Origin of the sequence: Acidovorax sp. Root217 (assembly GCF_001428645.1) — a bacterium.
Classification (GTDB): Bacteria; Pseudomonadota; Gammaproteobacteria; order Burkholderiales; family Burkholderiaceae_C; genus Acidovorax.
Map to the genome: position 1 here is coordinate 147,550 of NZ_LMIH01000016.1, position 25,960 is coordinate 173,509.

Here is a 25,960-nt window from a genome sequence, read left to right on the forward strand (position 1 = left end):
GCGTCGTCGTTTCAGCGGCGGGCCAGCACGAAGCCCACCAGCGCACCGACAGCCAATGCTGCACCGGCGACACGCCACGGCTCGTCGTGAGCATAACGGTCTGCCGCGAGCGCTGCGTCCTTGGCTTGGCGGGCTGCGTCCTGCGCGGCACGCACTGCCGATTCGCGTGCAGTCTGCAGGCCATCGTCCAGCTTCTGGCGCAACAGCTTGATGTCTGGCACGGAATCAAGGTCCTTGCTCGACAGCAGGCCGCGCAGATCAGAGACGAGTTTTTCCAGATCGGCCTGGGTCGTGGAGATGGAGTCGGAAACGCTCATATGGCAAACCTTTCTGTGTACAAAAGAAAAAATCACATCCCCTGTCCGCCTACCGGCCAATGATGTGGCGCTCAGTACCATCTTAGCGGACAGATCGCCAAAACCCTTGTAGGACTTGGACGCAATGGCTTACGACTGGCATGGAGTTGACACGCATCACAGCGCTGCCACGTGCGCGCCGATGGCCAGTGAACTGGTCAACCCCGGCGACTCGATGCCGAACAGGTTCACCAGGCCCGGCACGCCATGCACTGCCGGCCCCTGGATCACGAAGTCGGCCGCAGGCTCGCCCGGGGCACTGATCTTGGGGCGCATGCCGGCATAGGCTGGAACCAACGCGCCGTCCTTGAGGCCAGGCCAATACCTGCGCACCTCGGCGTAGAAGGCATCGCCCCGGGCAGGGTCCACCTGCAGGTCGGCCGGGTCGTCCACCCACTGCACGTCGAGGCCGAAACGGGCCTGCCCGCCCATGTCGAGCGTCAGGTGCACGCCCAGGCCGGCGGCCTCGGGCGCGGGGTAGATGAGGCGGCTGAAGGGCGCCCGCCCGGCCAGGGTGAAATAGCTGCCCTTGGCGTAGTGCGGCGTGGGCACATGGCGGGCGTCCAGGCCCTCTAAGCGCCGCGCCAGGCCGGGTGCGGCGAGGCCCGCCGCATTGACCACCGTACGTGCCAGCAATTCGGTGCCGTCGGCGGCCTGCAGGTGGATGCCTTGGGCCGTGCAGCGGGCATGGGCCAGCGGCGAGTTGAGCGCCACCAGGCCGCCCGCATGCTCCAGGTCGCCCTGCAGGGCCAGCATCAGCGCATGGCTGTCGACGATGCCCGTGCTGGGTGAGTGCAGCGCCGCCACGCACTGCAGCGCGGGCTCCAGCGCTTGCGCGGCCTCGGCATCGAGCCATTGCAGGTCAGTGACGCCGTTGGCACGGGCGCGCACTTCGATGCCCTGCAGCGCAGGGATCTGTTCTGGGGACGTGGCCACGATCAGCTTGCCGCAGCGCCGGTGCGGCACGCCGCGCTCAGCACAGTAGGCGTACAGCAGATCGCGCCCCTGCACGCACAGCCGGGCCTTGAGCGAGCCCGTAGCGTAGCGTGGATGACCTCGCTGTTGCGCGAGCCAGGGCCCTGGCCACCGCCAGGCCCACCACGCCGGCACCCACCACCACGCAGTCGACGGTATCGCTCATCGCGCCGCTGCGTGATCGAAGCCGTCGAGCACGTTCACGGCGTTGTTGCCCAGTTCCGCCGCCGCGTACCCCCCTTCCAGCACGAACACCGTGGGCAGCCCCAGGGCCGCCAGGCGCTCGCCCAGGCGCGTGAAGTCCGAGGTCTTGAGCGCGAACTTGGAGATCGGGTCGTCCTCGAAGGCATCGAGCCCGAGCGAGACCACCAGCGTGTCCGCCCGGTACTGCGCGATGCGCACGCAGGCCTGCTCCAGCGCGGCAAACCATTCATCAGCCGTGGTGCCTGCGGGCAGCGGCAGGTTGAGGTTGAAACCTGCGCCCTCGCCGTCGCCGGTTTCGTCGGCATGGCCCAGGTAGAACGGGTACTCGGTCAGCGGGTCACCATGCATGCTGATGAACAGCACGTCGGCACGGTCGTAGAAGATGCTCTGCGTGCCGTTGCCGTGGTGGTAGTCCACGTCCAGCAGGGCCACACGCTGGCTGCCCTGGTTGCGCAGCCACTGGGCCGCCACGGCGGCGTTGTTGAGGAAGCAGTAGCCGCCCATGAAGTCGGGCCCCGCATGGTGGCCCGGCGGGCGGGTACAGCAGAACGCGGCCCGCGCGCCCTGGGCCACGCGGGCCGCTGCGCTGGCAGCGGCGTCGGCCCCGGCCTTGGCGGCCTCCCAGGTCCCCTCGGCCATGGGCGTGCCGTTGTCCATGGAGTACAGGCCCAGTTTGGCCACGAAGTTGTCCGGCTCCACGTCGCTGCGCAGGCTGCGCACCGGCCACACCGAAGGGAAGGGCTGGACCGAGGCGTTGGCCGCATCCAGCGCCAGCCACTGCGACCATGCGTTCTGCAAGAAAGCCAGGTAGCGCGGCGCATGGACCTGGGCCAGCACCGGCGTGCTGTCCACGTCGGGCACCAGCAGGCCATGGCCGCGCTCCAGCAGGGCGTCCTCCACATATTGGGCACGGACCGGCTTCTCGAAGCACGGCACGCGCTCGCCACGGTAGAACTCATGGAACGGCGCATGCCGGTAGTGCAAGGGGTTGTGGAAGGAAATCATGCGGGCACAGACAGGAAATGATTTTGCCCGCGTCCGTCGATGCATCCCACGGAGGCCGGCAGGGCTCACCACTTTAGCGCGTCCCACACCGCTCGAAACGCTGCCCATGCACCAGACCGCAGCAAAAGCGGGCGCCCGTCAGCGCCGGCAGCCGGCCGCATGTGCCGCGCCTCACGCGCCGGCACCAGGCCTGGTCCGGGCGCAAAAGCCACGGGCTTCCCTTTGAGCGCTAGGCGGTTCTTGCCGGACTTCCCCCCTTGCGGCACATGGACCTGACCGATCCGCTGCGGACCCGGCCGCCCTGGCACAGCGCTTGCATCTCTTCTTGTATCCAAGATTGAATTCTTCAAAATGGTGCAAGCAACAAACTCCCTGGTGGCCGAATTTCCTCCTGTGCCTGACGGTTCACCGCCCCTCCCGCTGGCTGAGCAGGCCTGGCTGGTGCGCTGCGAGCCCGCCGTCGCCGGCAGGCCTGGCGGCCCGCTCAGCGGCCTGCGCTTTGCGGTCAAGGACAACATCGACGTGGCGGGCTACCCCACGTCCGCCGCCTGCCCTGCCTTTGCCTACATGGCCACAGCCCATGCGGCGGTGGTGCAGCGCCTGCTCGACGCCGGCGCAACGCTGGTGGGCAAGACGAACCTGGACCAGTTCGCCTGCGGGCTCAACGGCACGCGCTCGCCGCACGGCGCGGTGCCCAATGCGCTGGACCCGGCCTACGTGTCGGGTGGCTCCAGTTCAGGCTCGGCCTACGTGGTGGCCACCGGGCAGGTGGACTTCGCGCTGGGCACCGACACGGCCGGTTCGGGCCGGATACCGGCCGGGCTGAACAATATCGTGGGCATCAAGCCGACCAAGGGTCTGGTCAGCGCCCGGGGCGTCGTTCCGGCCGCGCAGAGCGCCGACTGTGTCTCGATCTTCGCGCGCACGGTCAATGTGGCGGCCCAGGTGCTGCAGGTCGCACAGGGCTATGACGCGCAGGACCCCTATGGGCGGCAGCTCACCCTGGCCGCCGAGCCATTGCCCGCCAGCTTCCGTTTCGGCGTGCCCGATGTGCTCGAGTTCTTTGGCGATGCAGCGGCCGAGGCGGCATTCGCCGAGGCCGTGGCCCGCTTCAAGGCCCTGGGCGGCACGCCGGTGCCCATCCCCTACGCGCCACTGGCCCAGGCAGCAGCCCTGCTTTATGAAAGCGCGCTGGTCGCCGAACGCTATGCCGCCGTGCGCAGTTTCTTCGACCAGCATGAGGACCAGGTGGTGGAGCCGGTGCGCAGCATCCTGGCCAGCGGGCGCCGCTACAGCGCGGCCGACCTGTGCGATGCACAGACCCGGCTGCGCGCCCTGGGCCAGCAGGTGGCACCGATGTGGCAGGGCCCCGAGGCCATCGACCTGCTGCTGGTGCCCACGGCCCCCACCCACTACACCATTGCCGCCATGCAGGCCGACCCGGTGGTGCTCAACCGCAACCTGGGGGCCTACACCAACTTCGTCAACCTGCTGGACTACGCCGCCATCTCGGTGCCCAGCAGCCTGCGCGCCGATGGCCTGCCCTTCGGCATCACCCTCATCGGCCCCTGCGGCAGCGACTGGCAGTTGGCCGACCTGGGCCAGCGCTACCACCACGCCACCGGCCTGCCCCAGGCCGCCGGCAGCACGCCCTTGCCCGCGCCCCAGCCCATCGCGGGGATGCAGGCGCCCGCCACCGTAAGGGTCGCCGTGGTCGGAGCCCACCTGAGCGGCATGCCGCTCAACGGCCAGCTCACCGAACGCGGCGCCACGCTGGAGCTGGCGACCGAGACAGCCGCCGACTACCAGCTCTACGCCCTGCCCGGCACCGTGCCGCCCAAGCCCGGCCTGCTGCGCGTGGCGCCGAGCCAGGGCACGCGCATCGCCGTCGAAGTCTGGCGCATGCCCGCCGCGCACTACGGCAGCTTCGTCGCGCTGATCCCGCAGCCGCTGGGCATAGGCACGCTCACCCTGGCCGACGGCAGCAGCGTGCAGGGCTTCATCTGCGAGCCGCTGGCGCTGGCCGGTGCGCGCGACATCAGCGGCTTCGGCGGCTGGCGGGCGTACATCGCGTCCCTCAAGGCCGGCAACTGACCCATGCCCCTTCCATCCCCTCATCTTTCAACCTTGCTGCAGGAGCCTGCCATGACATCCCACAGTTCCATCCCCTCCACCGGCACTATCACCAGCACTTCGCGCCGCCGCGTCCTCACCGCCTCGGCCGCCACGCTGGGCATGCTCGCAGCCCCTGCCCTGGTGCGCGCCCAGTCCGGCCCCAAGGTCCGCATCGGCTTCTGGCCCGTGGCGGCCGGGCTGCCCTTCTTCGCAGCGGTGGAGAAAGGCTATTTCAAGGAGGCTGGCCTGGACGTGGAAGCGCTCAAGTTCGCGGGCGCCCAACAGGTGATGGAGGCCATGCTCTCGGGCCGCTCCGACGGCAGCTCCAACGGCACGGGTTCGGCCAACCTGGCCATCGGCGAAATCGCCCAGCCCGGCCTGTTCAAGATCTTCGCGACGAACCCGAGCAACGCCACATTCGTGCTCGACCAGTTCATCACCGGCAAGGACAGCGCCATCAAGACCATGGCCGACCTCAAAGGCAAGAAGGTCGCCTCGGGCCCCGGCATCCAGAACATGACGCTGTGCAAGACCATGCTGGAACGTGCCGGCGCGACGGGTGCCACCGTGACCGAGCTGCCCATTGGCCAGCACATCGCCTCCATCGTCGCCGGCCAGGTCGACGCCTGCTACACCCTGGAGCCCACGGGCACCATCGGCCGCATGAACGGCACCACGCGCATCATCGAATCGGGCGTGGTCGCCAAATACATCCTGGGCGACGCGATGGCGCCCTGGCACGGCGGCGCAGCCAGCCTGACCAGCGAATTCATCAAGAAGAACCCCGAGGTGGCCAAGAAGTTCATCGCCGCCTACGCCCGCGGCATCGAGCTGGTGCGCACCAAGCCCGACGAGGCGCGGCAGTTCATGAAGGGCTACACCGCCATCGAGGGCGCGCTCACGGCCGAGGTGCCGCTGGCCTCGTACATGCTGCACAACGAGTTCAAGCCCAGCGACCTGGCGTACTTCCAGAAGTTCTACGACCTGTTCACCGAAAAGGGCATCTTCGAGAAGAAGGTCGTGGTCGACAGCCTGATCTACAAGGCCTGAAGGGGCGCGCCATGGCCGAAACCACCTCCACCACCGCCGGCGCCTGGTCGCCGCCCGCAGGCAAGGCGGCATCCGCTGCGCCCAAGACGCCCGCCTGGGACAAGCTGCTTCCCTTCGTCGGCCCCCTGGCCCTGTTCATCCTTTGGGACCTGGTGGTGCGGCTGGGCTTCATCAAGCCCATCCTGCTGCCACCACCCGGCGCCACCGTGCTCACGCTGGTCACCGGCCTGGCGGGCGGGCCGCTGCTGCTGGACTTCGCGGTGACCGTCTGGCGCACGGTGCAGGCCTTCCTGATCGCGGCCGTGATCGGCGTGCCGCTCGGGGTGCTGCTGGGCAGCAACGAGCGCGCCTACCGCAGCGTGGAGTTCTTGATCGACTTCTTCCGCTCCACGCCCTCGTCGGCACTGATCCCGCTGTTCCTCCTGATCTTCGGCGTGTCGGACGTGAACAAGGTGGCCATCGCCGCGTTCGGCGCCTTTTTGATCGTGATCTTCAACAGCGCCTACGGCGTGATCAATGCCCGCAAGCAGCGCGTGATGGCGGCGCGGGTCATGGGGGCGTCGCGCTGGCAGATCTTCAAGGACGTGCTGGTCTGGGAGAGCCTGCAGCCCACCTTCGTCGGCCTGCGCTCGGCCGTGTCGATGGCGCTGGTCATCGTGATCGTGGCCGAGATGTTCATCGGCTCCGATAACGGCCTGGGCCATCGCATCATCGATGCGCAGCAGGTGCTCAACGTCAAGAGCATGTACGCCGCCATCCTGGCTGCAGGCGCCCTGGGCTATGCCCTCAACATCCTGTTCCTCGTCGCCGAACGCAGGATCGTTCACTGGAGCGGCCGATGAACACCGTCGTCAATGGCGCCGTGTATGCCGATGTGCCCAAGCGTGTTTTCACACCCGGCCCGGCAGGCACCCACATCACCATCCGCGGGCTGACCAAGTACTTCGCCGGCTGGCCGCTGTACGAGGACTTCGACCTCGACATCCCCAAGCACAAGATCGTCTCGGTCTTCGGCCCCAACGGCTGCGGCAAGAGCACGCTGATCAACATGATCGCCGGCCTCGTGCCCATCGACAGCGGCGAGATCCTGTTCGACGGCAAAAGCCTCAAGGACACCAAGATCGGCTATGTCTTTCAGAACTACCGCGAAGCGATGTTCCCGTGGATGCGCACCATCGACAACATCGCCTACCCGCTCAAGCTCGAAGGCAAGAGCAAGGCCGAGGTGGACCGCCGCATGGCCGAGCTGGTGGCCTCGTTCGACGTGAAGTTCGACCTCAACCGCTACCCCTACGAACTCTCGGGCGGGCAGCAGCAGACCGCCTCCATCATGCGGGCGCTGGCACCCAACCCCGAGGTGCTGTTCCTCGACGAGCCGTTCTCGGCACTCGACTTCGAGATGACGCTGTTCATCCGCGAGAAGCTGCAGGAGGTCTTCACGCAGACCGGCACCACCATGCTGCTGGTCTCGCACGACCTCGAAGAAGCCGTTTACCTGGCCGACGAGGTGCTGCTGCTGACCAAGCGCCCCACCCGCGTGGCCGAGATCCTGCACTACGACGATGCCCGCCCGCGCACGCTGGCCACGCTCAGCGAGCCCAGTTTCGTGGCCATGAAGAAGCTCAGCCTGGAGATCTTTCAGCGCGAGGTGCGCCGATGAACGCGGCCGAGCTCGAACGCTACCTCGACGCCGCGGCCACGGCCGTCGGCCTGCCCATCGCGGCCGAGCACCGCGCGGCCGTGCTCGGCTACCTGGCGCTGGCCAGCGGTTTTGCCGACACCGTCAACGCCGTGCCGCTGGACGCGACGGACGAGCCCGCCATTGCCTTCGTCCCGGTGCTGCCGGCCGAGGGAGGCCGCGCATGACGGCGCCCTGGTGGCAACAGGACGCAGCCGGCATGGCACAGGCCGTGGCGGCGCGCGACGTGACCGCCACCGCGCTGGTGACGGCCAGCCTGGACCGCATCGAGCACACCGACGCCCGCGTCAACGCCTTCACCGCCGTGCTGCGGGCACGGGCCCTGGCGCGCGCCGCCCGCATCGATGCCGGTCTGGCTGCGGGGACGCAGGCCGCCCTGCCCCTGCTGGGCGTGCCTTTTGCCGTGAAGAACCTGTTCGACGTGGCGGGCCTCACCACCCTGGCCGGCTCGAAGATCGAACGCGAGCACCCTCCCGCCAGGGCCGATGCCCTGCTGGTGCAGCGCCTGGAGGCTGCGGGCGCCATCCTCGTGGGCGCGCTCAACATGGACGAGTACGCCTACGGCTTCACGACCGAGAACAGCCACGAGGGCGCCTGCCACAACCCACACGACCTCGGCCGCATCGCGGGTGGCTCCTCGGGCGGCTCCGGCGCTGCCGTGGCTGCGGGCCAGGTGCCCATCACGCTCGGATCGGACACCAATGGCTCGATCCGCGTGCCCTCTTCGCTGTGCGGCGTGTTCGGCCTCAAGCCCACCTTCGGGCGGCTGCCGCGCACGGGCAGCTTTCCCTTCATCTCCAGCCTGGACCACCTGGGCCCCATGGCACGCAGTGTGCGCGACCTGGCGCTGGCCTATGACGCCATGCAGGGCCCCGAAGCACCTGCCGCACACACCGATGCCGGCTGCGCGCAGCGGCCGGCCCAGCCGGTGGCCCGCGACCTGGACAAGGGAATCACCGGCCTGCGCATTGGCGTGCTGGGTGGCTACTTTGCCGACAATGCCCTGCCTGAAGCGCGCGCCGCCGTGGCCCGGGTGGCGCAGGCGCTGGGCGCACAGGCCGAACCGGTGGAGCTGCCGCTGGTGGAGGCCGGCCGTGCGGCGGCGTTCCTCATCACCAACGCGGAGGCCGGGGCCCTGCACCTCGATAACCTGCGCACGCGCGCAGCCGACTTCGAGCCGCTGTCGCGCGACCGCTTCCTGGCCGGCGCGCTGATCCCTGCCGCCTGGGTGGCACGCGCGCAGCGCGTGCGCAGCCGCTATGCCCACGAAGCCGCACGGGTGCTGTCGCGCTACGACCTGCTGCTGGCCCCCGCCACGCCCTGCGCGGCCACGCCCATCGGCACCGAGCATTTCGACCTGAATGGGCGCGACCTGCCGCTGCGCCCCAACATGGGCCTGCTGGCCCAGCCCCTCTCGTGCATCGGCCTGCCGGTGTGCGCCGTGCCGGTGTGGGGCGCGCACGCAAGCCTTCCCATCGGCGTGCAGATCATCGCTGCGCCCTGGCGCGAAGACCTTGCGCTGCGCGCCGCCGCCGTGCTGGAGGCTGCGGGCATCTGCCGCGCGCCCATCGCCACTTTGTGAAAGCCATCTTTTCATGCCCTACACCATCAACCAGCCCGAGGTGCTCGCCGAGGTCGAGGCCGTGTTCGCCCGCTACGAACATGCCCTCGTGCACAACAAGGTGCAGGTGCTCGACGAACTCTTCTGGGACAACCCCCACACCCTGCGCTACGGCGCCACCGAGAACCTCTACGGCTACGCGCAGATACAGGCCTTTCGCGCCGGGCGCCCGGCCCAGGGGCTGCAGCGGCGCCTGCTCAGGACCGTGATCACCACCTATGGCCGCGACTTCGCCACCGCCAATGCCGAGTTCCAGCGCGAGGGCAGCGCCCGCACCGGCCGCCAGAGCCAGACCTGGCTGCGCACCGAGGCCGGCTGGCGCGTTGTCGCAGCCCACGTGAGCCTGCTCGACTGACCCCGATCCTCTTTCCCCCTTGCAAAACCACCCTGCCGAAAGGACCGCCATGAAACACGAGAAACCCATGTCCCGCCTTGCCAACCCGAACCGCCGCGAATCCCTGCAAGCCCTTGCGGCGCTGGGCGCTGCAGGCACCCTGGGCGGGTGGGCAATGCAAGCCAACGCGCAGGCCCCGCTCACCGTGGGCGTGATCTACGTCGGCCCGCGCGACGACTACGGCTACAACCAGGCCCATGCCCAGGCCGCGGCCGAGCTCAAGAAGATGCCCGGCATCAAGGTGGTGGAAGAAGAGAACGTACCCGAGACCGCCGCCGTGCAAAAGACCATGACCGGCATGATCGCGCAGGACGGCGCCAAGCTGCTGTTCCCGACCTCGTTCGGCTACTTCGACCCGCACCTGCTGGCACTGGCCGCCAAGTACCCCGAGGTGCGCTTTTCGCACTGCGGCGGCATGTGGACCGAAGGCAAGCACCCCAAGAACGCGGGCAGCTTCTTCGGCTACATCGACGAATGCCAGTTCCTCAACGGCGTGGTGGCCGGCCACATGAGCAAGAGCGGCAAGATCGCCTTCATCGCCGCCAAGCCCATCCCGCAGGTGCTGCGCAACATCAATGCCTTCACGCTGGGGGCGCGCTCGGTCAAGCCGGGCGTCACCTGCAGCGTCATCTTCACGGGCGACTGGTCCATGGCCGTGAAGGAAGCCGAGGCCACCAACAGCCTGGCCGACCAGGGCTGCGACGTGTTCACCATGCACGTGGACGGGCCCAAGGTCATTGTCGAGACCGCGGCCAAGCGCGGCAAGATGGTCTGCGGCTACCACGCCAGCCAGGCCAAGCTGGCGCCCCAGGCCTACCTGACGGGGGCCGAATGGAACTGGCTCACGGCCTACACCACCATCATCGAGGCGGCCCGCACCGGCAAGCCGCACCCCAACTTCCTGCGCGGGGGCTTGAAGGAAGGCTTTGTGAAGATGTCCGCCTACGGCCCGGCCGTGAGCGAAGCCGCCAGGAAGCAGGCCGACGACACCAAGGCCAAGATGATCGCGGGCGGCTTCGACATCTTCAAGGGCCCGCTCAAGAACAACAAGGGCAAGGAGGTCATCGCCAGCGGCAAGTCGTTCAAGCAGACCGACCTGGAGCTGGAAAAGATGGACTACCTGGTCGAAGGCGTCCTCGGCTCGTTCTAAGCAAGGGACTGCCATGCATTCGGCCGCCAAGGACGTCCTCTTGCCCGTTGTCGCCATCGGGCTGGCTCTGCTGCTGTTCGGCGGCTTCGTCGGCTTTGCGGGCGTGAACCCGATTGACGTGTGGACCACGCTGTTCAAGGGTGCGTTCGGCGACTGGTTCTCGTGGCAGAACACCCTGCAGCGCTCCGCACCACTCATGCTCACGGCCCTGTGCGTGGCCCTGCCCGCGCGGGCGGGGCTGACCATCATCGGGGGCGAGGGCGCACTGGTGCTCGGCGGCCTGGCCGCCGCGGCGCTGCCCATGGCCGTGGCCTTGCCCGACAATGTGGCGGGCACGGCGCTGGCCTGCGCCGCAGGCGCCGTGGCCGGTGCGCTGTGGATCATGCTGGCGGGCTGGCTGCGCCAGTACCGCGGCATCAACGAGACCATCAGCAGCCTGCTGCTGTCGTACGTGGCCATCGGCCTGTTCAAGCACTTCGTGGAGGGCACCCTGCGCGACCCTGCCAGCCTGAACAAGCCGGCCACGCCCAGCCTCGATCCGGGCCTGCTGATCGGTGGCATCGCCGGCTCGGACGTGCACTGGGGCCTGGTGCTGGGCGTGCTGGCCTGCGTGGCGCTGGGCCTGTGGCTGCACTGGACGGCTTCGGGCTTCTCGATCCGCGTGGTGGGCGGCAACCCGCGCGCCGCGCAACTTGTGGGCCTGCCGGCCACGCGCCTGATCCTGGTGGCCTGCGCCCTGGGCGGCGCGGCGGCAGGCCTCGCCGGTGCCGTGGAGGTGGCGGCGGTGCACACCAATGCCAACGGCGCGCTGATCGCGGGCTACGGCTACGCCGGCATCCTCGTGGCATTCATCGCGCGGCACAACCCGATCGCCATCATTCCGGTGGCCATCCTGTTCGGCGGCTTCGGCGCGGCGGGCAGCCTGCTGCAGCGCCGCCTGGGCCTGCCCGATGCCTCGGTGATGGTGCTGCAGGGCATTGCCTTCGTGCTGATACTGGCCAGCGAGGCGCTGCGTGACGTGGACTGGCGGGCCCTGTGGGCCCAGCGGCGCAGCCGGCCCGCCGAGACGACGACTCCAAGCGCCCCTCCCACCGCGAATGTGGAGCCCATATGACCGCAGACCAATGGATTGCCCTGGTGGCCGGCATCGTGGGCGGGGCCCTGCGCGTGGGCGCGCCCTTCCTTTTCGTGAGCCTGGGCGAGTGCCTCACCGAAAAATCCGGCCGCATCAACCTCGGGCTGGAGGGGGTGCTGGTGCTTTCGGCGATGGCAGCCTTCGGCGGCGCCTACCTGACCGGCTCGCCCTGGCTGGGCGTGTTGGCAGGGGCCACGGCGGGCGCCCTGCTGGCCACGCTGCACGGCGTGCTGTGTTCGCTGCCCCGCGTGAACGACGTGGCCACCGGCATTGCGCTGATGCTGCTGGGCACGGGCCTGGCTTTCTACTTGGGCAAGCCGCTGATCCAGCCCCAGGCCCCGCAGATCCCCGCGCTGCCGCTGGGCGGCTGGAGCGACTCGCCCGTGGTGCAGTCGGCCCTGCAGGTCAACGCCCTGCTGCCGCTGGGCATGGTGCTGGCCGTGGTCCTGTGGTGGGCCTTTGCGCGCACGCGCTGGGGCCTGCTGGTGCGGCTGGCGGGCGACTCGGCCAACGCCACGCGCGCGCTCGGCTATTCGGTGCCCGGCATCCGCATCGCGGCCACGGCGGCGGGCGGCTTCATCGCCGGGCTGGGCGGCGCCTCGCTCACCCTGTTCTACCCCGGCAGCTGGAACGAGGGCATCTCCAGCGGCCAGGGCCTGATCGCCGTCGCACTGGTGATCTTCGCGCGCTGGAACCCGCTGCGCTGCATGGTCGCCGCCATGCTTTTCGGCGGGGCCGGCGCCATCGGCCCGGCGCTGCAGTCGGTGGGTGTGGGCTGGGGCTACCACCTGTTCAACACCGTGCCGTATGTGCTGACCCTGCTGATCCTGGTGCTGACCTGCAAGCCCGGCAGCGTGGCCGCTGGCAGCCCGGGCGAACTCTCTTCCAGCAAATAACCCTCCGAAGGAACCGCCCTCGTGACCACCCCAACCACCCGCCATGTGCAGGCCAACCCCTATGCCTGGCCCTACAACGGCGACCTGCGCCCGGACAACACCGCGCTGATCGTGATCGACATGCAGACCGACTTCTGCGGCATCGGCGGCTATGTGGACGTGATGGGCTACGACATCGCCCTCACGCGCGCGCCCATCGCCCCGCTGCAGCGCCTGCTGCCGGCCCTGCGCGCGCAGGGCTACCGCGTCATCCACACCCGCGAAGGGCACCGGCCTGATCTCGCCGACCTGCCGGCCAACAAGCGCTGGCGCTCGCGCCAGATCGGCAAGGAGGGCCTGGGCATCGGCGACGCCGGGCCGTGCGGGCGCATCCTGGTGCGCGGCGAGCCCGGCTGGGAGCTGGTCCCGGAACTGGCGCCGCTGCCCGGCGAGGTAGTGATCGACAAGCCCGGCAAGGGCTCGTTCTACGCCACCGACCTGGACATGGTGCTCGGCCTGGCGGGTGTGCAGAACCTGATCCTCGCCGGCATCACCACCGATGTCTGCGTGCACACCACCATGCGCGAGGCCAACGACCGCGGCTACGAGTGCCTGCTGCTGTCCGACTGCACGGCTGCAACCGACCCGGCCAACCACCAGGCCGCATTGAACATGGTGACCATGCAGGGCGGAGTGTTCGGCGCGCATGCGCCCTCCAGCGCGCTGCTGGCCGCATTGGCCTGAAGGAAAAGGAAGCTCCCATGTCCGAACAACCCATAGGCGCACTGCCCACAGGCAAAGGTGCATTGGCGCTGGAGACCTGGAACCTGACCAAGCGCTTTGGCAGCTTCACCGCCATGGACCGCGTGAACATGCGCGTGGAGCCCGGCAGCGTGCACGCCCTGCTGGGCGAGAACGGCGCGGGCAAGAGCACCCTGGTCAAGTGCGTGGCGGGCTTCCAGAGGGCCGAGGAAGGCGCCATCCTGCTGGACGGGCGCGAGCAGGCCATCGCCAACCCCATCGTCGCACGCAGCCTGGGCATCGGCATGGTCTACCAGCACTTCACGCTGGCCCCGGGCATGACGGTGGCCGAGAACCTGCTGCTGGCCGGCGGCCAGACCCCCGCACTGATCGACTGGCGCGCCAAGCGCGCCGAACTGCAGGCCTTCCTGGCCACCACGCCCTTCCAGCTGGAACTGGACGCACGCCCCTCGGAGCTGGCCGCCGGCGAAAAGCAGAAGCTCGAGCTGCTCAAGCAGCTGTACCTGCGCCCGCGCCTGTTGATCCTGGACGAACCCACCTCGGTGCTGACCCCGCAGGAGGCTGACGAGGTGCTGGGCCATGTGCGAGCCTTTGCGCGCAGCGGCCAGTGCAGCGTGGTCATCATCACCCACAAGTTCCGCGAGGTGATGGCCTATGCCGACGCGGTGACCGTGCTGCGCCGTGGCCAGGCCGTGCACCACTGCCGGGTTTCCGACACCGGCCCGCAGGCGCTGGCCCAGGCCATGATGGGAGACAGCGCTGCGCCGCCAGGCGCTCCCACGCAAAGGCAGGACGCTCCCGTACCAGGGGCGGCGCCGGCAGCGACTGAACCCGTGCCGCCCGGCGAGGTGGCGCTGCAGGTGGAAGGCCTGCAGGCCCTGGGCGACCGTGGCACCCTCGCCCTGCATGGCCTCGCGCTGTCGGTGCGCAAGGGCGAGGTGCTGGGCGTGGCCGGCGTCTCGGGCAACGGCCAGCGCGAACTGGTCGAGGCGCTGGTGGGCCAGCGCCCGCGCCTGACGGGCCGGGTGCAGGTGCTGGGCCGGGACTACACGGCCACCCGCGCACAGAACCGTGAGCTCAAGGTGCGCAGCCTGCCCGAGGAGCCGCTGCGCAATGCCTGCGTGGGCGACCTCTCGGTGGCCGAGAACATGGCCCTGCGCGACTTCGACCAGCCGCCGCTGTCGCGGGGCGGCGTGCTGCGTTTTTCGGCCTGGCGCAGCCGGGCGCGCGAGTGGATCGCCGGCTACGGCGTCAAGACCCAGGGCGAGGGCGCGCCCATCCGCAGCCTGTCGGGCGGCAACGTGCAGCGCGCGGTGCTGGCGCGCGAGCTGGCGGGCGAGATCAATGTGCTGATCGCCGCCAACCCGGTGTTCGGCCTGGACTTCGCCGCCGTGGCCGAGATCCACAGCCGCATCCTCGGCGTACGCGAGCGCGGCGGCGCCGTGCTGCTCATCAGCGAAGACCTGGACGAATTGCTGGAGCTGGCGGACCGCATCGTCGTCATGAGCGAAGGCCGCATCGTCCACGAGACCCCGGCCGCCATCGCCGAGCGCCATGTGCTGGGCGCCTACATGGGCGGCGGGCACGATCACACACCCCACCAGGAAGCGGCATGAGCCTGACGACCATCCACGCCAACCCTTTCGCCTTTCGCTTCGCGCTGGCGCACACCGCGCTGGTGATCATCGACATGCAGCGCGACTTCATCGAGCCCGGCGGCTTTGGCGAGACGCTGGGCAACGATGTGTCCCTGCTCGAAGCCATCGTGCCGGCCTGCCAGGCTGTGCTGAGCGCCTGGCGCACTGCGGGCGGCCTGGTGGTGCACACGCGCGAATCGCACCGGCCCGACCTCTCCGACTGCCCGCCCGCCAAGCGCCTGCGCGGCAACCCGCAGCTGCGCATCGGCGACGCGGGGCCCATGGGCCGCATCCTGGTAGCGGGCGAGCCAGGCAACCAGATCATCCCCGCGCTGGCCCCGGTCGATGGCGAAATCGTGGTCGACAAGCCTGGCAAGGGCATGTTCTACGCCACGGGGCTGCACGAAACGCTGCAGGCGCGCGGCATCACCCACCTGGTCTTCATGGGCGTGACCACCGAGGTCTGCGTGCAGACCAGCATGCGCGAGGCGAATGACCGCGGGTATGATGGCCTGCTGCTCGAAGACTGCACCGAGAGCTATTTCCCCCATTTCAAGGCAGCTGCCATCGAGATGCTGCGCGCCCAGGGCGCCATCGTCGGGTGGACCGCGCCATCGGCCGCGCTGCTGTCGGCATTGGCCGACGCGGTACTGGCCCCGTAGTTGCTAAAGTCGCCTTGTGCAGACCCCCCGCCCCGCCTCCCCTCCTTCCAAGCCCAAGCCGGTGCGCAGCTCGCGCGCCGACGATGTGTACGCCCAGCTCAAGCGCGACGTGGGCGAGTTCAAGCTGGTGCCGGGCGACCGCTTCACCGAGAACGAGATCTGCGAACGCCTGGGCGTCTCGCGCACGCCCGTGCGCCAGGCCCTGGTGCGGCTGCAGCAGGAGGGGTACGTGGAGGTGCTGTTTCGCAGCGGCTGGCGCGTGCTGCCCTTCGACTTCGACCAGTTTGAGCAGCTCTACGACCTGCGCATGGTGCTGGAGACCACCGCCGTGCACCGCCTGTGCGACGAAGGCACAGGGGCGCTCAAGTCCATCCAGGTCGACCACCGGTTGCTCGACGAGCTCAACACCATCTGGCTCGTGCCGCCGGACCAGCGCAGCACCGACACCCTGCAGGTGGCGGCCTGGGACGAGGCCTTCCACTGCGCGCTGGTGCGCGCCGCCGGCAATGCCGAGATGACGCGCGTGCACCGCGACGTGACCGAGCGCATCCGCATCATCCGCCGGCTCGACTTCACGCAGCAGGCGCGCATCGATGCCACCTACGACGAACACGCCACCATCCTCAAGGCCATCCGCGCGCACCGCGGCGACCAGGCCGCCATGCTGCTGCGCGCCCACATCCAGACCAGCCAGGCCGAGGTGCGCAAGATCACGCTGCACCAGGTGCACATGGCGCGCAACGCCCCGCTCGCCGCAGGTTAGACGGGCCTGCGGCGTCCGCCCGGCCTATGCCGGCCGGGCGCTCTGCGCCAGCCCGCGCACATCCGCCAGATGGCCGAGCTGCCAGCACGAAGCGATCAACTGAACCGAGCGCTGCGCGCCGATGACGGCAGCGGCCAGCTCATTGAATTTGGCTTCGAGGTCACCATCGGTCATGGGCCGCTGCAGCGAGCCAATGGCATGGTCGACGCGCACATGCACGCGGCGGCCATCCCGCAGCACCGCCGTCACGTCCGCCGCAGCCTCGTCGATGGAGTCGTCCACGGTGGCCAGCACCTTGCGGCGCAGCGCCACCACGTCCTCACGGTTGACGATGGCGTCGTCGTACTCGCCCTCGCCGGCCTTGCCGAAGAGCAGCCCGGCCGCGCAGCCGTGGTATACGCTGAACTTGGCAGCCAGGCCGTCGGCCGGCTCCTTCTTGCCGGTGAGCTCCAGCACCAGCGAATGCACGCTCAGCTCGATGCGTTCAACGTCGGCTGCCCGCACGCCCTGGGCGCGCAACTGCACGCAGGCGTCGATGCTGGGGTGGATCACGATGCCGCAGGCAAACGGCTTGTAGGCGTTGAACGAGATCTCGAAGCGCTGGCCCAGTTCGTCGGTCACTTCCGACCAGGTGGCCTTGGGCGAGATCACCTGCACGAAGCCGCGCGGTGCCTCCAGCGCCCGCGCGCTGGCGGTGAAGCCCTGCTGCGCCAGCAGCGCCGACATCAGGCCCGCGCGCGCTGCGGCGCCTGGGTGGAACGGCTTGGTCATGGTGCCGAACTGCTCGCGCAGGCCCACGGGCTGGGAGGCGGCGATGCCCAGGGCCATCTGGGTCTGGCGCACGTCCAGCCCCAGCAGGCGGGCACAGGCCGCAGCGGCCCCCAGCATGCCGGTGGAGCCGGTGATGTGCCAGCCGCGGTCGTAGTGGTCCGGGTAGATGGTGTTGCCCACGCGGCAGGCCACGTCGATGCCGAGCACCAGTGCGTCGATCAGCTGGCGGCCGCTGGCACCGGTGTGCTCTGCCAGCGCAAACGCCGCAGAAGCCACCGGGCCTGCCGGGTGGATGATGGTCTTGAGGTGCGTATCGTCGAAGTCGAAGGTGTGCGAGGTGATGCCGTTGACCAGCGCCGCGCTGGCGATGTCCACGCGCTCGCTGCGCCCGGCCACCGTGGCCTGGGGCGCGGGCTGCAGCACGGCGATGGCGGCCAGCGCCATGTCGGCGGTTTCGTGGCGCGCAGCACCGATGGCGCAGCCCAGCCAGTTCAGGAAGGTGCGGTGCGCTTCGTGTTCCACGGCGTCGCTCCAGCCGCGCGAGGGATGCTGCGCGACGTACTCGGCCAGGATGCGGGTGATGGGAGGGGCGTTGTGGTCGGCGGCGACCTGGGTATTGCGTGCCATGGTATGTGTGACTTGGGATTGGATGAAAAAACGGGGCCGGTGCGCCAGGCACTCAGCGGCATAAGCCGGGTTCCCGCAGGCAGTCGCAGCCGGAAGCGCTGCTCATGCGTCCAGCGAAATCTTGCGTTCCCTGGCCAGGGCCGTCCAGCGCGCCACGTCGTTGCGGATGTAGGCGGTGAACTCTGCGGATCCCATGGGCGATGGCTCCACGGCCTCGCCAGCCAGCTTGTCGAGCATTTCGGGGGCGCGCAGCACGGCGCCCAGGGTCTCGTTGAGCCGGGCGACGATGGCCGGGGGCAGGCCTGCGGGGCCGACCACGCCGTACCACTGCACGGCATCCAGGTTCTTCAAGCCCAGTTCCTCGAAGGTGGGAATGTCCTTGATCTGCTGCGCCCGCGCCAGCCCGGTGACGGCGATGGCCCGCACCCGGCCCGAGCGCAGGTGCGGCAGTGCGGCGGCCAGGCCCGGAAAGCAGGCCTGCGTCTGGCCACCGATCACGTCGGTGATGGCGGGCGCCACGCCGCGGTAGGGCACGTGGGTCAGCGGCGTGCCGAGCTGCTGGGTCAGCAGCTCCATGGTCAGGTGGGTGAGCGAGCCGGCACCTGCCGAGCCGTAGCTCACCTTGCCGCGGTTGTCCTTGAGGTAGTCGACGAAGCCCTTGAAGTCCTTCACCGGCAGGTTGGCATCCACGATCAGCACGTTCGGGGTGGCGCCGATCATGCCGATGGCCGTGAAGTCCTTGACCGGGTCGTACGGCAGCTTGCGCGTGGCAGGGCTGGTGCCGTGGGTGGCGACGTAGCCCTGCATCAGCGTGTAGCCGTCGGCGGGCGCGCGCGCCGTGTTCTGGCAGGCGATGACGCCGCCGCCACCGCCGACGTTCTCCACCACGAACTGCTGCCCGAGCGAGCGGCCCCAGCGCTCGGTGACGGTGCGGCCGATCAGGTCGCTGCCGCCACCGGCCGCCACGGGCACGATGTAGCGGATGGGCTTGTCCGGGTAGGCCTGTGCCCGCGCGGCCTGCCAGCCCAGCCCGGCCGGGACGATCAAGGCAGGGGCCGCCTGCAGAATGCGCCGTCGTTGCATGCTCATGTCTGTCTCCTGTGGTGGTTCTGCGTGGCGGCCTTGCAGGGCAGACTGCCATCGCGGGGAGGCTGTGCCCTCAGCCCGTGCGTCGCCGAGGTGCCCGAACAGGCAGCACCTTTTCTTTCCATCCACCAGAGGCCCTGGCACGCCGCGTGGCGCGCCAGGCACCTGGCTCCATCAGCTGTCTTCGAAGAAGGCCATCAGCCGCACGCGCCCCGCCTGCACATGGCGCTCGGCAGCGGCGCGGGCCCGCGCGGCGTTGTTGGCCGCGATGGCGTCGAAGATCGCGCGGTGCTCGACGTTGGAGCGCCGCATGTTGCCCGGCGCATTGAAGTAGCGGCGCCGCACCAGGTGCAACTCCTTGACATAGTCGTCATAGGCCTGCTGCGCACGCCGGTTGTTCGACAGCTGCATGATCAGCGCGTGGAACTGCAGGTTGAGCTCGTAGTAGACGGTGCCCTCCCCTGCCTCGCAGGCCTGGTCCATGCCCGCCAGCAGCGCCTCGCAGCGCTGGCGGTGTTCTTCGGTCATGTGGTCGCATGCGCGCTCGGCCGCATAGCCGAACACCAGGGCGCGCAGTTCGTACAGTTCCAGCGCTTCGCGCAGCGTGAGCTGGCGCACGTACACGCCTTTGTTCGGAACTGCGGTGACGATGCCCAGCCCGGCCAGCACCCGCACGGCTTCGCGGATGGGGCCGCGGCTGGTGCCCATGCGCAGGGCCAGCGCCGCCTCGTTGAGGCGGTCGCCCGGCTTGAACTCCCCCGTGTAGATCAGCTGCTTGAGCTGCTCCACGATGGAGTTCGAAAGGCCTGCGCCGCGGGGGACCGAAGGGGATGTCGTCATGGGGGTGGATCGTACCTGCGCCCGTTGCGGAGACCGTGCGCTCATTCGACCTTCACATTGGCGCTCTTGACCAGGCCGACCCAGAACTTGCCGTCCTCTTCGAGGAACCGGCCGAAGTCCGCCGGCGAGCCGGACAGGGACACTTCGGTCCCGTCGCGGGCGAGCGCAGCCTTGACCGACGGCTTCTGCATGGCCGCCACGGTGGCCGCGAACACCTTTTGCAGGATGGGCGCGGGCGTGTTGGCCGGCAGGAACATGCCGTACCAGAACTCGAGGTCGTAATCCGGCAACCCGGCTTCGCGCATGCCCGGCAACTGCGGCACAAGCGGCGAGCGCTCCCGGGTGCTCACCGCCAGAGCGCGCAGCTTGCCGCTGCTGGTCATGGGCAGCACCGACGGCGAGGTGCCGAACGTGACCTGGGTGTCGCCGGCCATGACGGACTGGATCGCCAGGCTGCCGCCCCGGTAGGGCACGTGGGTCATCTCGGTCTTCGTCACCTGGCTGAACAGCGCCGCACCCAGGTGCGGGGCCGAGCCATTGCCCGACGTGGAATAGTTGAGCTTGCCCGGGTCCTTCTGCGCCGCCTTGATCAGGTCCTGCACCGAATTGATGCCGGTGGCGGGATGGACCGCCAGCACCAGCGGCGAGGTCGTGATGCGGGTGACCGGCGCCAGATCTCGGGCGGTGTAGGTCAGCTTGGGATTGAGAGCCGGGTTGACGGAGATGCTGCTGGGGCTGGCAATGAGCAGGGTGTAGCCGTCGGGCGACGACTTGGCCACGATGTCCGCCGCGATGCTCGATCCATTGCCCGGCTTGTTGTCGATGACGACGGGCTGGCCAAGCTCCTTGGAGAAGGCGTCGCCCATCGCCCGGGCCACATAGTCGGCCGCGCCGCCGGGCGCAAAGCCCACCACCAGCCGGATCGGCTTGGTGGGGTAATTGGCCGGCGTGGACTGGCCGATGGCGCTGGTGGCGCAGGCCACGAGGGCCATCGCCAACAGCAGCTTGTTGTGGTTCATTGATTTGTCTCCTGGTGTACCGTTGCGGGGGCTACGTGGGCATGCGCAGAACGATCTTTCCGGCATGCGCGCCCGCTTCCATGCGCGCCTTGGCCTGCGCCAGGTGGGCGAAGTCCACCACCTCGTCGATCCGGGGGCGGATGCGGCCGCTGGCGAACAAGGGCAGCACCTCGGCCACGAAGCGCGGAACCGCGGCGGATTTCTGTGCCTTGCTGCGCAGCTTGTTCGATACGCCGAAGACGGTCAGGCGCCTGGCATGCAGCGCGCCGAGGTCGATGTCCCCATGCACCACGCCATCCACGTAGCCCACGGTTGCCAACTTGCCCTCGAAGGCCAGGCAGCGGATGCTCTCCGCGAAGACCGTACCGCCCACCGTGTTGATGGCGAGGTTGACACCTTTGCCTGCGGTCGCTTCAAGCACCTGTCCAGAGAAATCCGGGGCCCGGGTGGGAATGCCCAGGTCGAGGCCGAGAGAAGCCAGAAGTTCGAGCTTTTCCCTTGAGCCGGAGGTACCGATGACCTGGGCCCCCAGCGCCTTGGCCAGCTGCAGCGAGGCGACGCCCACGCCGGACGACACGCCGTTGATCAGCACCCACTGGCCTGCTTCGAGCCCGCCCTGCAATACCAGCATGTCGTAGGAAACGAGAAAGGTCAGCGGAATGCTGCCCGCCTCCTCCCACGACAGGGCGGCCGGCACGTGCATCGCCTCGGCGGCATCGATCAGCGCGTACTCCGCGAAGGCCCCCGCACAGCGGCCCATGCTGCGGTCGCCGATGGCAAAGCCGGTGGTGCCTTCCCCCAGCGCTACCACCTCGCCCGAACATTCGCCGCCAATGGCCTTCCAGCTGCCGGGAGCGCCGTGCAGCCCATGGCCGGCAACAAACTCACCGCGGTTGAGCGATGCGGCACGCACACGCACCAGCAGTTGCTGCGCGCCCGGTGTGGGCACCGGCACGCTGCGCTGCTCCAGCAGCGATGAGTCGTCGTTTTGCTGCATCCAGTAGGACTGCATCTGTTTCGGGCCCATGGGTCGGTTCCTTATGGTGAGGGATTCAGCGGCCGGTGAAGACCGGCTTGCGCTTTTCCATGAAGGCCGTGCGGCCCTCGGTGTAGTCGGTACTCTGAAAGCACCCTTGGATCAGCGATGTGCACAGCGGCAGGTCGATGTCCGTCGAGGGCTTGAGGATCTCGCGCGTGATGGCCTTGCCGGCGGCGATGGTCAGCGGCGCGTTTTGGCCGATGGTGCCGGTGTATTCGGCCAGCAGCGCGGCCAGGGCTTCGACAGGGGCCGTGCGGGTGACCAAGCCCACGGCCTTGGCTTCGGCCGCGTCGATGCGGCGGGCGGTGAAGAACAGATCCTTGGCGACGCCCGGGCCCACGAGGTCGACCAGGTTCTTCATGGCCGAGTAGCGGTAGCCCAGGCCCAGGCGGGCCGCCGGCACGGAGAACACCGCATCGTCGGCCGCAATGCGGATGTCGCAGCTGATGGCCACGTTCACGCCGCCGCCGATGCAGTAGCCTCGAATGCTGGCCAGGGTGGGCTTGGGAAAGTCATGGATGGCCATGAGCGCCTCTTCGGCCATGGCCTCGTAGCGCGCCACGGCCTCGCGGGCCGCCCGCATGTCCTCGAACTGCGAAATGTCCGCCCCGGACACGAAGGCCTTGTCGCCCGCGCCCGAGAACACCACCAGGCGCACGCGGTCGTCGCCCTGCGCTACGTTCAGCAGCCGGGGCACGGCCTCCCACATGTCGACGGACAGGGCGTTGTGCCGTGCCAGGTTGTTGAACTGCACGTGCAGCGCATTGCCGTCGAGCCAGGAAAGCACCCGCTCGGTGCCGGATTCATAGAGGGGTTCGGACATCAGAAAACTCCCTGTTCCTTCATCTGGGCGATGTGCTCTGCCGAGAGCCCCAGTTCCTGCAGCACCTCCTCGGTGTGCTGGCCCCGGCGCGGCGCGGCGCGCACGATGGTGCTGGGGGTGCGTTCGAGCTGCACCGGTTGTCCCACCAGCCGCTGCGGCCCCAGGCGCTCGGACACCACCTCCTTGACCATGCCCAGGTGATCGATCTGCGGCTCGGCGAACACCTCGCGCATGTCGCTGATCAGGCCGCAGGCCACGCCGCCCTCATTGAACTTCTCGACCCAGTGTGCGCGGTCCTGCGCGGCCAGGCGCAGGTTGATCTCGGCGTTGAGGGTGTCGCGGTTGACCGAGCGCGAGGGCTTGTCGTGGTAGCGCGGGTCCGCGATCCACTCTGGCGCACCGAGGATGTTGCAAAAGCGCTCCCAGATCTTGGAGCCGAAGACGGCGATATTCATGTAGCCGTCGCGGGCCTTGTAGACCCCGGTGGGAATGCTGGTCGGGTGGAAATTGCCGGCCTGCGTCGCCACCTCGCCATCGATGAGAAAGCGGGAAGTCTGGAAATCGAGCATGTAGACCATGGATTCGAGCAACGAGGTGTGCAGCCACTGCCCCTTGCCCGACGCTCCGCGTTCGAGCAGCGCCACCAGGATGCCCTGGGCCGCAAAGATGCCGGCACACAGATCGGCGATGGGGATGCCCACGCGGATCGGCCCTTCGCCGGGCAGGCCGGTCACCGACATCAGGCCGCCCATGCCCTGCGCGATCTGATCGAACCCCGGGCGCTGCGCCAGCGGCCCGGTCTGGCCAAAACCCGAGATGCTGGCATAGATGAGGCCGGGATGGTCTTTGGCCAGGCTGTCGTAGTCGATGCCCAGGCGGTACTTCACGTCCGGCCGGAAGTTCTCCACCACCACGTCCGCAGTGGCGATCAGGCGCTTGAGCGTGGCGATGCCCTCCTCCTCCTTGAGGTTGAGCGTGATCGAACGCTTGTTGCGGTGGGTGTATTGGTAGTCGGATCCATCCTGGCCACCCAGCGTGTCATCACCGCGCATGTGCTCGGGCATCTGCACCTGCACCACATCGGCGCCCCAGTCGGCCAGTTGGCGGCAGGCGGTGGGTCCGGCGCGGACCTGGGTCAGGTCAATGACGCGAAAGCGCGATAGCGCAGCAGATGCGGGCAAATGGGGCATTGCAATTCCATAACAAGAGGGTCAATTGTTTTCACCAAGCCGCTAGACTGTCAACACTTTTGATGTTTTAGTTGACTTAGGGTTATCCATTGTTTTCCGTTTTCATGCCCGGCGACACAATCCGTCGGCCATGTGTGCGCCAACCCGGCGGCCCATCGCCATCCGACCAAAGAAGGAGCACTGCCTTGCCTCTGCCCAGCCCGCTCGCCCGTCTCCCCGTACCGCAAAGCCTTGCGCCGCTGCTGTTCGCAGCCCTGTTGGGGGGCTGCGCCACCCCGGCGCCCACCGGGTCGCCGTCCTCCCCGCCCATGTCGGCGGAAGCCATCCGGGCACTGGCGCCGGACGGGACGCTGCGGGCCTCAATCAACCTGGGCAACCCGGTGCTCGCCTCGCGCGATGCGGCAACGGGTGCGCTCAAGGGCGTATCCGTCGATCTGGCGCAGGAGCTCGGGCGGCAACTCGGTGTTCCGGTGGAGCTCAAGGCCGTGGATGCGGCCGGCAAGTCGGTGGAGGTGGTGCGTGCGGGTGCGGCCGACGTCGGCTTCTTCGCCATCGACCCGGTGCGCGGTGAAGGCGTGTCGTTCACTGCGGCCTATGTGGTGATCGAGGGCGCCTACCTGGTGCGCGCCGATTCGCCGCTGGCGGCCAACGCCCAGGTCGACCGGCCGGGCACCACGGTGGTGGTCGGCAAGGGCAGTGCCTACGACCTGTTCCTCACCCGCGAGATCAAGCAGGCCACACTGGTGCGGGCTCCGACCTCGCCCCAGGTGGTCGACGAATTCATCTCGCGCAAGCTCGACGTTGCGGCCGGTGTGCGCCAGCAGCTGGAGGCCGATGCGCAGCGCGTGCCCGGCGTGCGGCTGCTGCCCGGCCGCTTCATGGTGATCGAGCAGGCCATGGGTGTGCCGGCCAGCCGCCCACCGCTGGCGCGGGCCACGCTGCATGCCTTCGTGGAACGCATGAAGGCCAGCGGCTTTGTCGCCGCGGCGCTCAAGCGCCATGGCATCGAGGGCGCTGCCGTCGCCGACCCGGCGCCGCAGCGCTGACCCTTTCCCATCCCCACTTTCAAGGAGATCCCATGCGCCTGACATGTTATGCCGCCGCCCTCTTGCTGGCCACCACCCTTTCGGCCCAGGCCCAGACCGTGAAGGTGACGCCCTTGGGAGGCATCGAGGGTGAGCTGTGCCCGCAGGACCGGGCCCTGGTCTTCGAGGACCCCAACGGCACACGCGTGCTGTACGACCCGGGCCGCACGGTAGCCGGTGCCAATGACCCGCGCCTGGGCAAGATCGACATCATCCTGGTGAGCCACATGCACGGCGACCACATCGGCAATGCGCACAACAAGGCACCCAATTCCGGGACCTGTGCCAGCCCCGACATGTCGGTCTCGGCCCTGCCCAACTCCAGCGCGGTGAACATCGCGCTGGCCAAGAAGTCCAAGATTGTGACCGGCAGCGAGATGCCGCCCTTCTTCGCGGCCAAGCTCAAGGCCAATGGCGGCGACCCGGCCAACTCGATGCTGGCTCGCTTCGGCGGCAGTGTCACGGTGGGGGGCGTGCGCATCGCCACGGTGACGGCCGTGCACAGCAACGGCGTGGACCCGGACTACATCGGCGGCCAGTTGGGCGATGCGATGAAGGCGGCCGGCATTGCCGGCGACGTCGGCCTGGCAACCGGCTATGTGCTGACCTTCAGCAACGGGCTGGTGGCCTACCTGTCGGGCGACACCGGCATCACCGCCGACCAGGAACGCGTGGTGCGCGACTACTACAAGGCCAAGCTGGCGGTGATGAACATCGGCGACGGTTTCAGCACCGGCCCTGCGGAGGCCGCCTACGTTATCAACGACCTGGTCAAGCCGGCATCCGTGATCGCGTCTCACGTCAACGAGGTCGGCACGGTGGATGGCGTGGTGCGGCCCGGCAGCAAGACCGAGGCCTTCATCAAGGCCTCGCGCGTACCGGTCATCGTGCCGCTGTCTGGCCGAACCATGGAGTTCACGGCGGCCGGCAACTGCGCGGCGGGCTGCGGCAAGACGAATAACTGAACCGAAACGAAAAAACCCTTGCAGACCGCAATCTGCAAGGGTTTCGAATTGGTGGGAGATGCAAGTTTCGAACTTGCGACCCCTGCAGTGTGAATGCAGTGCTCTACCCCTG

At 68.6% G+C, this 25,960-nt stretch carries 25 protein-coding genes and 1 pseudogene; 16 read left to right on the plus strand and 10 right to left on the minus strand.

The features are described from left to right. Nucleotides 1-11 precede the first annotated feature (11 nt). The 3 genes and pseudogenes from ASE31_RS17455 to ASE31_RS17465 form a co-directional block, all read right to left on the minus strand. On the minus strand, nt 12-317 hold the full coding sequence (locus ASE31_RS17455) for a DUF883 family protein (protein ID WP_057203089.1): 306 nt from the start codon (nt 315-317) through the stop codon (nt 12-14). Between the two features lie 156 nt (nt 318-473). Then, nucleotides 474-1,497, minus strand: a pseudogene (locus ASE31_RS17460) (NAD(P)/FAD-dependent oxidoreductase). Beyond that, nucleotides 1,494-2,540, minus strand: a complete 1,047-nt coding sequence (locus ASE31_RS17465) for a histone deacetylase family protein (RefSeq protein ID WP_057203090.1) — start codon at nt 2,538-2,540, stop codon at nt 1,494-1,496. Before ASE31_RS17465 ends, ASE31_RS17460 begins: the two are co-directional and overlap by 4 nt. A gap of 351 nt (nt 2,541-2,891) precedes the next feature. On the opposite strand from ASE31_RS17465, the gene atzF reads away from it, so the two are divergent. From atzF to ASE31_RS17535, 14 genes are read left to right on the plus strand one after another with little or no spacing between them, the layout of a single operon-like run. Further along, on the plus strand, nt 2,892-4,634 hold the full coding sequence (gene atzF / locus ASE31_RS17470; protein WP_157412539.1) for an allophanate hydrolase: 1,743 nt from the start codon (nt 2,892-2,894) through the stop codon (nt 4,632-4,634). A 51-nt stretch (nt 4,635-4,685) separates the two neighbouring features. Then, a complete protein-coding gene (locus tag ASE31_RS17475; RefSeq protein ID WP_057203091.1) occupies nt 4,686-5,705 on the plus strand; it encodes an ABC transporter substrate-binding protein in 1,020 nt (339 codons plus the stop codon). Nucleotides 5,706-5,716: 11 nt separating this feature from the next. Next, nucleotides 5,717-6,547, plus strand: coding sequence for an ABC transporter permease (locus ASE31_RS17480; protein WP_057203092.1), 831 nt, complete (start codon nt 5,717-5,719; stop codon nt 6,545-6,547). Then, nucleotides 6,544-7,365 (plus strand): ABC transporter ATP-binding protein, encoded by an 822-nt coding sequence (locus ASE31_RS17485; RefSeq protein ID WP_057203093.1) that lies wholly within the window; start codon nt 6,544-6,546, stop codon nt 7,363-7,365. The genes ASE31_RS17480 and ASE31_RS17485 overlap by 4 nt, the downstream gene beginning before the upstream one ends. Next, nucleotides 7,362-7,571 (plus strand): DUF4089 domain-containing protein, encoded by a 210-nt coding sequence (locus tag ASE31_RS17490; RefSeq protein WP_057203094.1) that lies wholly within the window; start codon nt 7,362-7,364, stop codon nt 7,569-7,571. The genes ASE31_RS17485 and ASE31_RS17490 overlap by 4 nt, the downstream gene beginning before the upstream one ends. Beyond that, nucleotides 7,568-8,986 (plus strand): AtzE family amidohydrolase, encoded by a 1,419-nt coding sequence (locus ASE31_RS17495; protein WP_057203095.1) that lies wholly within the window; start codon nt 7,568-7,570, stop codon nt 8,984-8,986. The genes ASE31_RS17490 and ASE31_RS17495 overlap by 4 nt, the downstream gene beginning before the upstream one ends. 13 nt (nt 8,987-8,999) lie before the next feature. Beyond that, on the plus strand, nt 9,000-9,380 hold the full coding sequence (gene hpxZ / locus ASE31_RS17500; RefSeq protein WP_057203096.1) for an oxalurate catabolism protein HpxZ: 381 nt from the start codon (nt 9,000-9,002) through the stop codon (nt 9,378-9,380). A 49-nt stretch (nt 9,381-9,429) separates the two neighbouring features. After that, nucleotides 9,430-10,569, plus strand: coding sequence for a BMP family ABC transporter substrate-binding protein (locus tag ASE31_RS17505; RefSeq protein WP_369819467.1), 1,140 nt, complete (start codon nt 9,430-9,432; stop codon nt 10,567-10,569). Between the two features lie 13 nt (nt 10,570-10,582). Then, nucleotides 10,583-11,683 (plus strand): ABC transporter permease, encoded by a 1,101-nt coding sequence (locus tag ASE31_RS17510; protein WP_057203098.1) that lies wholly within the window; start codon nt 10,583-10,585, stop codon nt 11,681-11,683. Next, nucleotides 11,680-12,600 carry an ABC transporter permease gene (locus ASE31_RS17515; RefSeq protein ID WP_057203099.1) on the plus strand — a complete coding sequence of 307 codons (921 nt, stop codon included), beginning with the start codon at nt 11,680-11,682 and terminating at the stop codon, nt 12,598-12,600. The genes ASE31_RS17510 and ASE31_RS17515 overlap by 4 nt, the downstream gene beginning before the upstream one ends. A 21-nt stretch (nt 12,601-12,621) precedes the next feature. Next, complete coding sequence (locus ASE31_RS17520; protein ID WP_057203100.1) at nt 12,622-13,323, plus strand: cysteine hydrolase family protein; 702 nt, start codon at nt 12,622-12,624, stop codon at nt 13,321-13,323. A 17-nt stretch (nt 13,324-13,340) separates the two neighbouring features. Further along, the gene (locus ASE31_RS17525) at nt 13,341-14,957 is read left to right on the plus strand and encodes an ABC transporter ATP-binding protein (RefSeq protein ID WP_057203101.1); all 1,617 of its coding nucleotides are present in this window, start codon (nt 13,341-13,343) and stop codon (nt 14,955-14,957) included. Further along, a complete protein-coding gene (locus ASE31_RS17530) occupies nt 14,954-15,640 on the plus strand; it encodes a cysteine hydrolase family protein (protein WP_057203102.1) in 687 nt (228 codons plus the stop codon). Before ASE31_RS17525 ends, ASE31_RS17530 begins: the two co-directional genes overlap by 4 nt. 16 nt (nt 15,641-15,656) lie before the next feature. Beyond that, complete coding sequence (locus tag ASE31_RS17535) at nt 15,657-16,403, plus strand: GntR family transcriptional regulator (RefSeq protein ID WP_057203103.1); 747 nt, start codon at nt 15,657-15,659, stop codon at nt 16,401-16,403. A 24-nt stretch (nt 16,404-16,427) separates the two neighbouring features. Here the strand turns inward: ASE31_RS17535 and ASE31_RS17540 are convergent, their stop codons facing one another. From ASE31_RS17540 to ASE31_RS17570, 7 genes are all read right to left on the minus strand, one after another. After that, complete coding sequence (locus tag ASE31_RS17540) at nt 16,428-17,801, minus strand: MmgE/PrpD family protein (protein ID WP_057203104.1); 1,374 nt, start codon at nt 17,799-17,801, stop codon at nt 16,428-16,430. 102 nt (nt 17,802-17,903) lie between these two features. After that, complete coding sequence (locus tag ASE31_RS17545) at nt 17,904-18,884, minus strand: tripartite tricarboxylate transporter substrate binding protein (protein ID WP_057203264.1); 981 nt, start codon at nt 18,882-18,884, stop codon at nt 17,904-17,906. A 177-nt stretch (nt 18,885-19,061) separates the two neighbouring features. Further along, entirely contained in the window at nt 19,062-19,727 is a 666-nt protein-coding gene (locus ASE31_RS17550; protein ID WP_007857476.1) for a GntR family transcriptional regulator, read from the minus strand. 41 nt (nt 19,728-19,768) lie between these two features. Continuing rightward, entirely contained in the window at nt 19,769-20,746 is a 978-nt protein-coding gene (locus ASE31_RS17555) for a tripartite tricarboxylate transporter substrate binding protein (protein WP_057203105.1), read from the minus strand. Nucleotides 20,747-20,777: 31 nt separating this feature from the next. Next, the gene (locus ASE31_RS17560; RefSeq protein WP_082604222.1) at nt 20,778-21,773 is read right to left on the minus strand and encodes a zinc-binding dehydrogenase; all 996 of its coding nucleotides are present in this window, start codon (nt 21,771-21,773) and stop codon (nt 20,778-20,780) included. Between the two features lie 25 nt (nt 21,774-21,798). Then, nucleotides 21,799-22,608: an enoyl-CoA hydratase gene (locus ASE31_RS17565; protein ID WP_057203106.1), complete on the minus strand. Its 810-nt coding sequence runs from the start codon at nt 22,606-22,608 to the stop codon at nt 21,799-21,801. Continuing rightward, a complete protein-coding gene (locus ASE31_RS17570) occupies nt 22,608-23,798 on the minus strand; it encodes a CaiB/BaiF CoA-transferase family protein (RefSeq protein ID WP_057203107.1) in 1,191 nt (396 codons plus the stop codon). Before ASE31_RS17570 ends, ASE31_RS17565 begins: the two co-directional genes overlap by 1 nt. Nucleotides 23,799-23,983: 185 nt before the next feature. Between ASE31_RS17570 and ASE31_RS17575 the strand changes: the two genes are divergently transcribed. Together ASE31_RS17575 and ASE31_RS17580 are read left to right on the plus strand one after the other, a co-directional pair. Continuing rightward, nucleotides 23,984-24,844, plus strand: a complete 861-nt coding sequence (locus ASE31_RS17575) for an ABC transporter substrate-binding protein (RefSeq protein WP_082604223.1) — start codon at nt 23,984-23,986, stop codon at nt 24,842-24,844. A gap of 32 nt (nt 24,845-24,876) precedes the next feature. Then, entirely contained in the window at nt 24,877-25,848 is a 972-nt protein-coding gene (locus ASE31_RS17580) for an MBL fold metallo-hydrolase (protein ID WP_057203109.1), read from the plus strand. Nucleotides 25,849-25,960: the final 112 nt, after the last annotated feature.

Excerpts from the sequence above, each read along its gene's own strand:
- ASE31_RS17510 (WP_057203098.1), top strand. The coding sequence starts at position 10,583 with ATGCATTCGGCCGCCAAGGACGTCCTCTTGCCCGTTGTCGCCATCGGG.
- ASE31_RS17570 (WP_057203107.1), bottom strand. The coding sequence starts at position 23,798 with ATGCCCCATTTGCCCGCATCTGCTGCGCTATCGCGCTTTCGCGTCATT.
- ASE31_RS17555 (WP_057203105.1), bottom strand. The coding sequence starts at position 20,746 with ATGAACCACAACAAGCTGCTGTTGGCGATGGCCCTCGTGGCCTGCGCC.
- hpxZ (WP_057203096.1), top strand. The coding sequence starts at position 9,000 with ATGCCCTACACCATCAACCAGCCCGAGGTGCTCGCCGAGGTCGAGGCC.
- ASE31_RS17515 (WP_057203099.1), top strand. The coding sequence starts at position 11,680 with ATGACCGCAGACCAATGGATTGCCCTGGTGGCCGGCATCGTGGGCGGG.
- ASE31_RS17565 (WP_057203106.1), bottom strand. The coding sequence starts at position 22,608 with ATGTCCGAACCCCTCTATGAATCCGGCACCGAGCGGGTGCTTTCCTGG.
- ASE31_RS17560 (WP_082604222.1), bottom strand. The coding sequence starts at position 21,773 with ATGGGCCCGAAACAGATGCAGTCCTACTGGATGCAGCAAAACGACGAC.
- ASE31_RS17540 (WP_057203104.1), bottom strand. The coding sequence starts at position 17,801 with ATGGCACGCAATACCCAGGTCGCCGCCGACCACAACGCCCCTCCCATC.
- ASE31_RS17525 (WP_057203101.1), top strand. The coding sequence starts at position 13,341 with ATGTCCGAACAACCCATAGGCGCACTGCCCACAGGCAAAGGTGCATTG.
- ASE31_RS17495 (WP_057203095.1), top strand. The coding sequence starts at position 7,568 with ATGACGGCGCCCTGGTGGCAACAGGACGCAGCCGGCATGGCACAGGCC.
- ASE31_RS17505 (WP_369819467.1), top strand. The coding sequence starts at position 9,430 with ATGAAACACGAGAAACCCATGTCCCGCCTTGCCAACCCGAACCGCCGC.
- ASE31_RS17475 (WP_057203091.1), top strand. The coding sequence starts at position 4,686 with ATGACATCCCACAGTTCCATCCCCTCCACCGGCACTATCACCAGCACT.
- ASE31_RS17455 (WP_057203089.1), bottom strand. The coding sequence starts at position 317 with ATGAGCGTTTCCGACTCCATCTCCACGACCCAGGCCGATCTGGAAAAA.
- ASE31_RS17480 (WP_057203092.1), top strand. The coding sequence starts at position 5,717 with ATGGCCGAAACCACCTCCACCACCGCCGGCGCCTGGTCGCCGCCCGCA.
- ASE31_RS17530 (WP_057203102.1), top strand. The coding sequence starts at position 14,954 with ATGAGCCTGACGACCATCCACGCCAACCCTTTCGCCTTTCGCTTCGCG.
- ASE31_RS17465 (WP_057203090.1), bottom strand. The coding sequence starts at position 2,540 with ATGATTTCCTTCCACAACCCCTTGCACTACCGGCATGCGCCGTTCCAT.
- ASE31_RS17550 (WP_007857476.1), bottom strand. The coding sequence starts at position 19,727 with ATGACGACATCCCCTTCGGTCCCCCGCGGCGCAGGCCTTTCGAACTCC.
- ASE31_RS17485 (WP_057203093.1), top strand. The coding sequence starts at position 6,544 with ATGAACACCGTCGTCAATGGCGCCGTGTATGCCGATGTGCCCAAGCGT.
- ASE31_RS17490 (WP_057203094.1), top strand. The coding sequence starts at position 7,362 with ATGAACGCGGCCGAGCTCGAACGCTACCTCGACGCCGCGGCCACGGCC.
- atzF (WP_157412539.1), top strand. The coding sequence starts at position 2,892 with ATGGTGCAAGCAACAAACTCCCTGGTGGCCGAATTTCCTCCTGTGCCT.
- ASE31_RS17580 (WP_057203109.1), top strand. The coding sequence starts at position 24,877 with ATGCGCCTGACATGTTATGCCGCCGCCCTCTTGCTGGCCACCACCCTT.
- ASE31_RS17545 (WP_057203264.1), bottom strand. The coding sequence starts at position 18,884 with ATGCAACGACGGCGCATTCTGCAGGCGGCCCCTGCCTTGATCGTCCCG.